9 protein-coding genes are annotated in these 11,911 nt (G+C 67.9%); 4 read left to right on the top strand and 5 right to left on the bottom strand.

The features are described from left to right. Positions 1 to 56 precede the first annotated feature (56 nt). Together ACVBEQ_RS11375 and uxaC are read right to left on the bottom strand one after the other, a co-directional pair. Complete coding sequence (locus ACVBEQ_RS11375; protein ID WP_447153237.1) at positions 57 to 1,481, bottom strand: mannitol dehydrogenase family protein; 1,425 nt, start codon at positions 1,479 to 1,481, stop codon at positions 57 to 59. Then, positions 1,478 to 2,899 carry a glucuronate isomerase gene (gene uxaC, locus ACVBEQ_RS11370; protein WP_447153236.1) on the bottom strand — a complete coding sequence of 474 codons (1,422 nt, stop codon included), beginning with the start codon at positions 2,897 to 2,899 and terminating at the stop codon, positions 1,478 to 1,480. The genes ACVBEQ_RS11375 and uxaC overlap by 4 nt, the downstream gene beginning before the upstream one ends. A 98-nt stretch (positions 2,900 to 2,997) precedes the next feature. Between uxaC and ACVBEQ_RS11365 the strand changes: the two genes are divergently transcribed. Then, positions 2,998 to 4,296 carry a lactate racemase domain-containing protein gene (locus tag ACVBEQ_RS11365; protein ID WP_447153235.1) on the top strand — a complete coding sequence of 433 codons (1,299 nt, stop codon included), beginning with the start codon at positions 2,998 to 3,000 and terminating at the stop codon, positions 4,294 to 4,296. A gap of 144 nt (positions 4,297 to 4,440) precedes the next feature. After that, positions 4,441 to 5,913, top strand: coding sequence for a glycoside-pentoside-hexuronide (GPH):cation symporter (locus tag ACVBEQ_RS11360; RefSeq protein WP_447153234.1), 1,473 nt, complete (start codon positions 4,441 to 4,443; stop codon positions 5,911 to 5,913). A gap of 73 nt (positions 5,914 to 5,986) precedes the next feature. Here ACVBEQ_RS11360 and larC read toward each other — a convergent pair whose 3' ends face one another. Genes larC through larE form a run of 3 tightly spaced genes read right to left on the bottom strand, consistent with a single transcriptional unit; the run spans position 5,987 to position 8,839 of the window. Further along, entirely contained in the window at positions 5,987 to 7,204 is a 1,218-nt protein-coding gene (gene larC / locus ACVBEQ_RS11355) for a nickel pincer cofactor biosynthesis protein LarC (RefSeq protein WP_447153233.1), read from the bottom strand. Continuing rightward, positions 7,201 to 7,968 (bottom strand): nickel pincer cofactor biosynthesis protein LarB, encoded by a 768-nt coding sequence (gene larB, locus ACVBEQ_RS11350; RefSeq protein ID WP_447153232.1) that lies wholly within the window; start codon positions 7,966 to 7,968, stop codon positions 7,201 to 7,203. Before larB ends, larC begins: the two co-directional genes overlap by 4 nt. Further along, a complete protein-coding gene (gene larE, locus ACVBEQ_RS11345; RefSeq protein ID WP_447153270.1) occupies positions 7,961 to 8,839 on the bottom strand; it encodes an ATP-dependent sacrificial sulfur transferase LarE in 879 nt (292 codons plus the stop codon). The genes larB and larE overlap by 8 nt, the downstream gene beginning before the upstream one ends. Positions 8,840 to 9,018: 179 nt before the next feature. On the opposite strand from larE, the gene ACVBEQ_RS11340 reads away from it, so the two are divergent. Together ACVBEQ_RS11340 and ACVBEQ_RS11335 are read left to right on the top strand one after the other, a co-directional pair. Continuing rightward, positions 9,019 to 10,047 (top strand): LacI family DNA-binding transcriptional regulator, encoded by a 1,029-nt coding sequence (locus ACVBEQ_RS11340; protein WP_447153231.1) that lies wholly within the window; start codon positions 9,019 to 9,021, stop codon positions 10,045 to 10,047. Between the two features lie 108 nt (positions 10,048 to 10,155). Continuing rightward, positions 10,156 to 11,892, top strand: coding sequence for a glycoside hydrolase family 3 protein (locus ACVBEQ_RS11335; protein ID WP_447153230.1), 1,737 nt, complete (start codon positions 10,156 to 10,158; stop codon positions 11,890 to 11,892). The last annotated feature ends 19 nt before the right edge of the window (positions 11,893 to 11,911 follow it).

The following is an 11,911-nucleotide window of genomic DNA, read 5'->3' as shown; positions in this document are numbered from 1 at the left end:
GGAACGAACGTGGGTGGCAAGAGATCTGGGTGGCAAGAAAAATGGGTGGGGGGGCGTCAGTCCGCGGACAGTTGCAGGCTCAGGTCCAGGACCGCGGTGACGACCGCGGTATCGGAGCCCAGCTGGTCGTCCAGGTAGCCGACAACAGCGCGGACCGCCTCCGGCAGCGGCCCGGCGGCGAGCGCGACGACCTGTTCCGCGGCGGTGTCCTTGACGGGTGCGCCGGCCCCGCGGAGATTGTTGATCCACGCCGCCAGCACGCGCAGCGCCGCGATCGGCAGCCGCCCCTGTGCGCGCTCCCGACCAATGGTCGGCAGGATGCGAACTGGCAACTTCTGTGAACCGTCGGCGGCGATCTGCGCCAGCAGGTGCCGGATCCGGGGATTGGCGAACCGCTCCAGCAGTGCCTCCCGGTACGCGGCGACCTCCTGCACCGGCAGGGTGAGATGCGCGGACGCCTCCGCCCACCACTGCAGCAACCAGTCGCGGCAGACCGGATCGGTGACCGCCTCGGCGATGGTCAGGTGGCCGCGGGCACTTCCGGCGTAGGCGAGCAGCGAGTGGCCGCCGTTGAGCAGCCAGAGTTTGCGCTCCTCGAACGGGGTGATGTCGTCCACGAACCTGGCACCGGCGTCCTCCCATGCCGGTCGACCGAGTGGGAAGTCGCCCGACAGGACCCACTCGGTGAACGGCTCCGTGACGACCGGCGCCGCGTCGGCCCGACCGGTCAGCGCCGCTGCCGAAGCGGCATCCTCGGCGGTCGTGGCAGGGGTGATCCGGTCGACCATCGTGGTGACGAACGAGACGTGCTGCCCGATCCAGTCCGCCAGTTCCGGATCGACCAGCGCAGCCAGGTCGCGGACCACACGAGCTGCGGCGGCACCGTTCTCGGGCAGGTTGTCGCACGACACCACGGCCAGCGGGCCCGCACCGGCATCGCACCGGGCCGCCAATCCGGCCACCAGTCGGCCGGGTGTGGTCCGTACGGCATCGGCATCGCCCGCGGTACCGCGCAATGCCGCCACGTCGCCCCGGATGTCGGGATGCCCGGTGTCCAGTCCGCCGTCGGCGCCGCGGACGTACCCGGCCTCGGTGACGGTGAGCGTGACGATCCGAACGTCGGGGTCGGCCAGGTAGCCGAGCCAGGCAGCGACATCCGGGCCGGGGTGGGCCGCCGACACGCTGCCGACGACCTCGCAGGAGTCGCCGGTGGCCGCGCGGGTGATCAGCGTGTACAGGCCGTCCTGGGCGGTCAGCGCGTCGGCGAGCGCGGTGGACCGGCCGGTGAAGGCAGCGATCCCCCACTGGGCGGCGTCCGCGGCATGGGCGGTGTACCAGGCCTGGTGCGCCCGGAAGAAGTTCCCCAGCCCCAGGTGCACGATCCGCACGGGCGCGGCTGTCGGGCCGTCGCCGCCCGCCCGGGACAACCCCGGCGCGGGCGTCGGGTCGGCGTGGGTCTTCGCAGCGGTGGAGGTCGTCATAGCTTGAACACCTTTCGGGGCTGATCGGCGACGAGACCGGCGAGGCTGTCGAGCGCTTCGTCCTCGTCCAGGCGGTGCTCGGCGACCAGGCCGGCCAGGAAGCCGGCGTCCAGGCGACGGGACATGTCGTGGCGCGCTGGAATGGAGCAGAACGCACGGGTGTCGTCGATGAATCCGGAGAGCTTGCTGAACCCGGCGATCTCGGTCACCGACTGCTGGAAAGACCGGATCTCGGAAGGATTGTCGAGGAACCACCACGGGGCTCCCGCGTAGACCGACGGGTAGAAGCCCGCCAACGGGGCGATCTCCCGGCTGAACACGTCGGCGTCCAGCGTGAAAAGCACCAGGTGCAGGTTCGGATGCGTGCCGTACCGCTCCAGCAACGGCTGCAGCGCCTTGGTGAACTCCATCGCAACCGGGATGTCATGCCCGGTGTCCGCCCCGTACCTGGCAAGGGTCGCCGGGTGGTGGTTGCGGTACACCCCCGGGTGCAGGGTCATCACCAGCCCGTCGTCACAGGACATCCTGGCCATCTCCAGCACCATGTGCCGGCGGAAGGCGGTGGCCTCCTCGGTGGTGACCCGCCCGTTCATCGCCTGGTAGTAGATGCGTTGTGCCTCAGCGGATTCCAGGGGTTCGGCGGCCGCGTCGAGATGGCTGTGGTCGGTGGAGGTGGCGCCATGCGAGATGAAGAACCGGCGCCGTTCCTCGAGCGCCTGGATGTACCCGGCGTACTCGCCCACATCGACCTGGGCGGCGGCGCCGAGGCCCTTGACCGCGTCGATCCAGTCTGACCGTCCGGCCTCCAGGTACCGATCGGGCCGGAACGTCGGTATCACCCTGGTCGGGAACGTCGCATCCTGCGCGATCGCCGCGTGCGCGGCCAGATCGTCGGCAGGATCGTCGGTGGTGGCCATCACCGAGATGCCGAACCGGGCCAACAGTGCGCGGGGCCGGAACGCTTCCTCGGCCAGTTTCGCGCAGATCTGGTCGTACAGCAGGTCGGCGTTCTCGGCGCTCGGGCGCTGCGTCACACCGAAGATGTCACCGAGTTCGCTGTCGAACCAGTAACGGACCGGGGTACCGCGGAAGATCCGCCAGTTCGCGCACAGCAACCGCCACGCTTTGCGGGCCTGCGGGTCGGGCAGCGGCCCCTCGCCCACACCGAGGTCGGCCGGCGAGATGCCGTTGGCGTGCAACAACCGGGTGACGTAGTGATCGGGCTGCAGCAGCAGACTGGTGGGGTCGGTGAACGGCTTGTCCTCCAACAGCACTCGCGGATCGACGTGCCCGTGCGGGGAGATGATGGGCCGGTCCCGGACCTCCTCGTAGAGCCGCATCGCGATACCGCGAACGCCAGGGTCGACCGGCATCAATCGAGCGGGGTGCAGGGTCAACGGCGCGGTGTCGGCTGGCATGGGACCACTCTCGCGGGACCGGCCCGAGCGAGGCAATCGGTTGCCGTCTGTTGCCGTGAACTCTTGCCGACCCTCCGCGAACGGTGCAGGGTGCAGCCATGACCGACATCATCGATGCAGTCGACACCGTCGCCGAACTCGCCGCCGAGGCTGTCCTGATCGGCGGCCCGGACCAGGTCCTGGCGGACGACGCAGTCCGGCAGTTCGTCGCCGAATCCCTTGCCGCAGAGGACCTCGACGGACGGAGCGTGTGCGTCATCGTTCCCGACGGCACCCGCAGTTGCCCGCTTCCCCTGTTGCTCTCGGCGGTGCAGGAGTCGCTGCACGGCAGGGCCTCCCGGGTGACCGTCCTGATCGCGCTCGGCACGCACGCCGCGATGAGCGACGAGCACCTGGCCGGGCATCTCGGCTACGCCGAACGGGGCTTGGCCGAGACCTATCCGGGCGTGACGGTGCTCAACCACGAGTGGTGGAGGCAGGAGACCTTCACCTCGCTCGGCCCGATCAGCGCGGACCGGGTCGCCGAACTCTCCGACGGGAGGTTCCACCAGTCGGTGGAGGTGGTACTGAATCGCGCCGTCGTCGACCACGACGTGTCGCTCGTGGTCGGCCCGGTCTTCCCGCACGAGGTGGTCGGGTTCTCCGGTGGCAACAAGTACTTCTTCCCCGGGGTCGCCGGTCCCGAGGTCATCGACTTCTCGCACTGGCTGGGCGCGCTCATCACCAGCGCCGACATCATCGGCACCCGCGGGATCACGCCGGTCCGGGCGCTCATCAACGAGGCGGCGTCGATGATCCCCAGCCGGCGGCTCGCATTGTGTCTCGTCGCCCAGTCCGGGACCGGCGCGCTGCACGCGGCGTCGTTCGGCGCTCCGGAGGCGGCGTGGGCCGCCTGCGCCCAGGTGTCGGCCGAGACCCACGTGAAATACCTGGACGCCCCGGTGCGGCGGGTGCTGTCGGTGATTCCCACGAAGTACGAGGACATGTGGACCGGGGCGAAGGGCTTCTACAAGGTGGAGCCGGTCGTCGCCGACGGCGGGCAGGTCATCCTCTACGCCCCGCACATCACCCAGATCTCGGTCATGCACCCGGTCATCCAGGAGATCGGATACCACTGCCGGGACTATTTCCTCGGCCAGTGGGACCGGTTCTCCCACCATCACTGGGGGGACCTGGCCCATTCCACCCACCTCTATGGCGCCGGCACCTGGGACGCGGAGAACGGGGAGCACGGCCGGGTCACCGTGACCCTCGCGACCGGGATCTCCGAGGAACAGACCCGCGCCGCGAACCTCGACTACCTCGAACCTGCGCTGGTCGACATCGATGCCCTGACGGCCGACCCCGACACCCTGGTGCTGCCACAGGCCGGCGAGGTGCTGTATCGCCTGCGCTGAGGTTGCTCCAGGAAAGTCGATGTCAACCGGACAAATCAGAACGGAGGCAACTGATGGCAACCGATTGCTACGCCAGACGGGACGCGACCATTCTTCTTCCACCAGCGCGGCAACGCGCGACTCGGACCCACACAGAGGTGGAAGATGACGACAACCATGGAGACACCGATCCCCGCTATCGACGCCGCGAAACGCAAGCTGGGCATACGATCGGTGATCGGTTACGGCGCGGGTGATTTCGCCAACAATCTCGCGTTCAGCCTGAGCACGACATTCCTGCTCCTGTATTACACCGACGTCGTCGGACTGCCCGCGGCCGCGATCGGCACCATGTTCCTGATCGTCCGTCTGTGGGACGCCTTTGCAGACCTTTTCGCCGGCCGGATGATCGACCGCACCATGACCCGGTGGGGGAAATTCCGGCCCTTCATCCTGTTCGGCTCCGTTCCGCTGCTCGTGATGAGCGTTCTCACCTTTTACGTCCCGAAGGGCTGGGACGGCGGCGCCCAGCTGATGTACGCCTACCTCACCTACGCGGTGCTCGGCCTCATCTACTCCATGGTCAACGTCCCGTACGGCTCGCTGGCCACCGCGATGACACAGGCATCCCGTGAGCGGGCCAAGCTCGCTGTGGCACGTGGCCTCGGTGCGGGTCTCGGCGGTTTGCTGCTGACCTTCATCATCGCTCCGCAGATCCAGGGCATTGCGAAGAACACGGCGCTGTCCGCCGAAGAACGCGCGGACCAGTTGCAGACGGTGTTCCTGACCACCACGCTGGCTTTCGTCGCACTCGGCTTCGCGCTCTACTTCCTGACATTCCTGTGGTGCAAGGAGGTCGTGGTCCGCATCGAGCCGCGGGTGGGCATCAAGGACACCTTCCGGACACTCAAGAGCAACAAGCCATTGGGCATTCTCTGCGCCTCGAGTTTCTTCTACCTGATCGGCCTCTTCGCGGTCGGCGGTGCCACGGCTTTCTACGCCATCTACGTCCTGGGTGACGCGAAGTACATCATCTGGATGACCCTTGTCACGGTGGCCGTGCAATTCGCGGTCGCGCCCTTTGTCCCTTGGCTGGTCACCCGCTTCGGGAAGAAGAACCTGTACCAATACTGCGGCCTCTTCACCGTCGTCGGCGGCGTCGCGCTGTTCTTCGTTCCGGCAAGCCTGCCGCTGCTGGCGCTGCTGTGCGTTGCCGTCAAGGGATTCGGTGTCCAGCTGATCAACACCCTGATGTTCGCTCTCGAGGCGGACACCGTCGAATACGGCGAGTGGAAGACCGGGCAGCGTACCGAGGGTGCGACTTATGCGATCTTCTCCTTCACCCGCAAGATCACTCAGTCCATCGGCGGCGCGCTCGGGGCGTTCGCCCTGGCCATCGGCGGGTACGTCACCAAGCTCGCGGCCGGCGAGGTGCAGCCGGACAGCGCGATCACGGCGATCAAGGCATCCATCGGCCTGGTGCCGGCGGCGGCGGCCATTCTCGCGATGCTCGCCTTCATCGCCTACCCGCTGACCGAGAAGAAGTACCGGGATATCGTCGCCGAGAACGACGCGCGCAAGCAGAAGTTCCTGGAGGAGCACAATATCGCGACCGTGCCGATCCCGCCGGGCATCTGACAGGTCTGTGCCCCGAATCCCACCCTGTGAGCGCTGAGAAACCAAGGGAGGCCGACGGTATGACGAGCACTGATCAGTCCTTTGGGATCGGCGCCCCCGGGCGCAGTCCCGCGTTCCACGCCGCTGCGATCGCCTCCTGCATCACCGTGCCCGGCGGCAAGGACGCCCCTTCTGCTGCGGCGGCGACGTCGCTGAACTCCGGGGTGGCCCGGATGATGGTCCCGTCGCGGTGCGCGATCTTGATCGCGACGGGGCTGCCGGCCACGTGCACCACCGCGAACACCCGGGCCAGTGCGAACCGCTGCACGACGTTCTCGCGGATGCCGATCGTGCTGGTCAATCGGAACATCAGCCGGCGCACCGCCGCTGTCTGTTCGGCACGCGCCAACACCGACAGCGTGTGCGCAGGACGGCCCTTCTTCATCAGGATCGGGGTCAGCCACGCGTCGGCCGCTCCGTCGGCGAGGAACTGGGCGAGCACCCCGGGCCAGAGCCGCGGGTCGAGGTCATCGACGTTCGCCTCCAGCACCACCAGCTCCTCCCCGTTTTCGGCCGGCTGCAACGGATCGATCTCGCCGAGGATCACCCGCACAACGTTGGGCGTGCCCGGGGTGTCTCGGGTGCCGGCTCCCACACCGACGCTGCGCACCGACATCGCCGGTAGGTCAGTGCATGCGGCGGCCAGGCCCGTTATGACCGCCATCCCTGTCGGGGTGGCGAGCTCACCCGGACCGGCCGCCCGGATCCGCCACCCGCGGGACATCTCCGCCACGGCGGGAACCGGCACCGGGATGTCACCGTGCGCCGTTCGGACCCGGCCCGATCCGACCGCGACTTCGCCGGCCGTCACCCTCACGACGCCGAGACGGTGCAATGCCGCGCACACCCCGACCACATCCGCGATCGAATCGAGCGCACCGACCTCATGGAAATGCACATCATCCAGGTCGATGCCGTGAACGTGCGCCTCGGCCGCGGCGAGCCTGCCGAACACCGTCATAGCGCTCGTCCGGACCGGCTCCGCCAGGTGGGCCGCGGCCAGCAATTCACGGATGGTTCGCCAGGTCCGGTGCGGGGGATCGTCGACCAGCACGGCGACGTCGACCTTGGTTGCCCGCAACCCGGCTCTGGACACGACGGTGCCGGTGAGCCGTACGGCGCCGGGAATCACCGCCTCGACGGCCGACTGCACGGCGCCGAGGTCGGCGCCGGCATCGACGAGCGCACCCAGCACCATGTCACCGGCGACCCCGGCCGAGGCGTCCAGCCAGGCCTGCAGGAGCCTGGTCACCTGCCTTCCTCGACAGGCGAGTCCTCGACAGGTGCATCCTCAATAGGTGCATCCTCGACAGGTGCTCCCTCGATAGGTGCGGCGATCTGCGCAGCCAGATGACCCGCGCCGTAACCATTGTCGATGTTGACGACCGCCACACCCGGGGCGCAGGCGTTCAGCATCGTCAGCAGCGCGGCGATTCCGCCGAACGACGCGCCGTACCCCACAGAGGTGGGCAGGGCGATCACCGGCGCGGAAACGAGCCCCGCGACGACCCCGGGCAGGGCGCCGTCCATCCCGGCGGCCACCACGATCACCCTCGCCCTGCGTAGGTCGTCCAGCCGGCGCAGGACACGGTGCAGCCCGGCGACTCCGACGTCGACGACCAGTTCGGTTGCGCGGCCGAGGTACCGGGCCACCAGCTGGGCCTCCCGGGCGACCGGCAGGTCGGAGGTGCCGGCGCACACCACGACGACCAGTCCGCCGGTCGGTTCGGGCGGCTCCGCGGGCCAGGCCAGGAGTCCGGACTCGGCGTCATGAAATGCCTCCGGCAACACCGCCAGCACCGCTGACGCGTGCGACGGCCCTGCCCGGGTGAAGAGCGTCACCCCTGGCCGGCCCCGCACGGCGGCCGCGATGGCCGTGAGCTGTTCCGGTGTCTTGCCGCTGCAGTACACCGCCTCCGGATAGCCGCGGCGCCGCAACCGGTCGTGGTCCAATTCAGCGAATGCCGCCAACTCCGGTGGACCGACGTCATTCTGTGGCGCGGAATGGTCATCCACGGGACACCTGTACCAGCGGCAGGGTGAACGCCCCCGACTGCATACCGGCGAGATCGATGGCGGCATAACGGAAACCGGCGCCCGTTGCGGCGGCGAGAATCTGCGAACGGGCGGGATCCTCGACGGCCCGGAGGAGTTCATCCCCGGCCAGTTCGATGCGGGCGATCTCGCCGTGGTGACGCACCCGCAGATCACCGAAGCCGAGCCGGTGCAGGGCGGCCTCGACCTGCTCTATCTGGGACAGCTTCTCGGGTGTCACCGACTGGAAATGCGGAATGCGCGACGCCAGGCAGGGTGCCGCCGGCTTGTCGGCGGACGGCAGCGACCACGCCCTGGCGATGCCGCGCACCGCGGCCTTGGTCAGGCCTGCCTCCGCCAGCGGCCGGAGGACTCGATGGTCGGCGGCGGCTCGCGAGCCCGGCCGGTCGGGGCGAACCGCGTCGTCGGCGTTCTCGCCGTAGGCGACCGCATCGAGCCCGTACCTGCTCGCGACGTGGTCGTCGATGCGGGTGAACAGTTCGTCCTTGCAGTGGAAGCATCGGTCCGGCCCATTGGCCCGGTACTCCGGCCTGTCACCCTCATGAGTGACGACCTCGACGAGTTCGGCACCGATCGACGCGGCCACCCGGTGGGCGCCCGCCCGTTCCTCGGCCGCGAGGCTGGGTGACACCCCGAGGATGGCGACCACTCGTTCGGCGCCCAGCGCGCGCACCGACAGGGCCAGCAGCACCGACGAATCCACCCCTCCGGAGAAGGCGACACCGAGCCGATCGATACCGGCCAGCAGGCCCGCGACGCGGGTCAGGGCATCGGCGGCCACGTCGGCATTCCCGGCCTTTTCGGCCGGCTCGCCCGGCAGGGGCTCGGTCATCGTCACGCTGCCAGCCTCCCACTGTCGCAGTCCAGCTCTCACCGTGCCCGGGCACGGCGGACGCAGGTGCAGTACATCTTCACCCCTGAGGAGCCGGCAAGCGGTTGCCACTTGTTGCGTCCGAGGCGTTTACTTTTTCGGACCACTCACCGTCGCCGCCACGCCGCAAGGACTGTCCCGTGACCGAGGAGCCACCACCGCCGCCGATCCGTCCGCCGACCATCTACGACGTCGCGAAGGTCGCCGGGGTGGCCGCATCCACGGTCTCCCGGGCGTTCTCCCGGCCGGGGCGGGTCAACGCCGCGACGGCCGAACGCATCCGCGCGGCCGCGGATGCGCTCGGGTACCGGACGAACCCACTCGCCCGCGCCCTGCCCACCGGCCGTACGTCGATGATCGCGGTGATCATCTCCGACATCACCAACCCGTTCTATTTCGAGATCATCCGTGGCGCCCAGGCCGCGGCGGCCGCAGCCGGATACACCATGCTGCTGGCCGATGCGCAGGAATCCGACGTGCTGGAGCGGGAGGCGCTTGACCGGGCCATCCCGACGGTGGAGGGCATCGTGCTGGCCAGCAGCAGGATGTCGGACTCGGCGATCCGGATGACCGCCAAGCAACGGCCGATGATCGTGCTGAACAGGGCGGTCGCCGACGTACCCAGTCTGGTCACCGACAATCCGCACGGCGTACGCCGGGCGGCGGAGCATCTCGCCGAACTGGGCCACCGCTCGATCACCTATGTCGCAGGGCCGGAGGCCTCCTGGGCCGATGGCATCAGGTGGCGCTCGCTCCGGGAGGCCGCGGCCGAACTCGGCCTGCAGACCCGACGTCTGGGACCGTACACACCCAACGTGGCCGGCGGAGAACAGGCGGCCGCCGCCCTCAAACGCAAGCCGGCGTCGGCGATTCTGGCCTACAACGACCAGTTGGCCATCGGGATCATCCGTGGGCTGACCGCCGCCGGCACCAGGGTTCCCGGCGATGTCAGCATCATCGGCATCGACAACATCTTCGCCGCGGATCTCATCACCCCGCGGTTGACCACCGTTGCCGCGCCGCTGCACGCGCTGGGCGGCACCGCGGTCAAGAATCTACTCGCCATCATCAACGGCGCGCATGCACGGGCGCGGGAAGCCATGGTGCTGCCCACCCGGCTGGTGGAACGCGCGTCCACCGCCCCTCGGCGCCGCACGTCGCAGGAATGAGATCCAGCGCTGCGGGCAATTGATGGCAACCGATTGCTGTTCGTCAGGGCGACCGGCGAAGCTGATGTCACCACGTCGGTAGCACGTCAGTGAATCGAGGAGTCAGTCATGGTCGACCTGTCCGCCGCACCGTTCCATCTGGATCAGGACGCCGTCGACTGGGTACACAGCACCATCGAATCGATGACCGTCGAGGAGAAGATCGGGCAGCTGTTCATCAATCACAACAACGAATTCACGCCCGAGTATCTCGACGGAATCCTCGATACCTACCACGTCGGGGGAATGCGATATCGCTCCGGCGATGCCGCCGAGATCCGGGAGCATGCCCGCTATGCCCAGTCGAAGTCGAAGATCCCACTGCTGATCGCGTCGAATCCGGAGATGGGCGGATTCGGCAGCAGCAACGACGGCACCTTCGTCAGCACCCACCTGCAGGCAGGCTCCCACCCCGACAAGTCGATCGCCAGGGACATGGGCGATGTCGCCGGAGCGGAATGCAGGGCCATCGGCTGCAACTGGGCCTTCGCGCCCATCGTTGACATCCATTACAACTGGCGAAACACCGTCATCTCCACCCGGGCATTCGGGAACAACCCGGACATCGTCATCGAGCGGGCCAAGGAATACTTCGACGGAATCACCGCGCACAACATGGTCTGCGCCATCAAACACTTCCCCGGTGACGGCATCGACGAGCGCGACCAGCACGTGGTGACCTCCTACAACACCCTCCCCGCCGATGAATGGGACCGGACCTACGGCAAGGTGTACCGGGAACTGATCGACCGCGGCGCGCACTCCGTTATGGTCGGGCACATCGGCGCGCCCGAACTGTCCCGCCGGTATCGGCCCGACATGACCGACGCGGACGTGCTGCCGGCCACCCTGTCACCGGAACTGCTCCAGGACCTGCTGCGCGGCGATCTGGGATTCAACGGCGTGATCCTCACCGACGCGTCACAGATGATCGGCCTCACCCAGGCCATGAAGCGACGCGACCTGGTGCCCGCGACCATTGCCGCCGGCTGCGACATGTTCCTGTTCTTCCGTAACCCGGAGGAGGACTTCCGGTACATGCTGGACGGCTACCGGACAGGTGTCATCACCGAGCAACGGCTGCAGGATGCGCTGGAACGGATCCTCGCCCTCAAGGCCTCACTCGGCTTGCATCTGATCCCTCGGGAGGACATCGTCCCGCCCGCAGCCGGTCTCGCGGTGATCGGCAGCGAACGGCACAAGGCGGTCGCGGCCGCCATCGCCGACAAGACCGTCACCCTGATCAAGGACACCCAGCACAATCTGCCGATCACCCCACAGACGCACCCCCGGATCCGGCTGTACGGGGTCGCCGGTGGCCGCGATTTCACCCGCACCGACCCACTGGGCTACCTGGACATCGTCCGGGAGGAATTGGAGAAGGCCGGGTTCACCGTGGATGTGTTCAAGACCGCACAGCAACGGCAGGAAGCGGGCGACACCGAGGCCAATTTCATGAGCGTGATCTCGGACGAGGCACGCGGGGACTACGCCGACCGATATGACGCGGCCTTCATCTTCGCCAATGTCAAGGGATTCGCCCAGGAGGCGGCGATCCGGATCAAGTGGTCGACCCCGATGGCCGCCGAGATCCCCTGGTACGTCACCGAAGTGCCGACCGTGTTCGTGTCCTTGACGCAGCCGAACCATCTCATCGACGTGCCGATGGTGAAGACAGCCATCAATGCGCATGCCGACACCGCGGAGGCCATCCACGCCACCGTTCAGAAGATCATGGGCCTCTCCGAATTCCAGGGCACCTTCAACGACAACGTCTTCTGCGATTCCTTCGACACCCGGCTGTAGTGCAACCGGCAAAGGGAAC

Source organism: Nakamurella sp. GG22 (assembly GCF_052976845.2).
The sequence above is the reverse complement of the archived record's forward strand: the minus strand, read 5'-3'. Positions and strand labels throughout refer to the sequence as shown.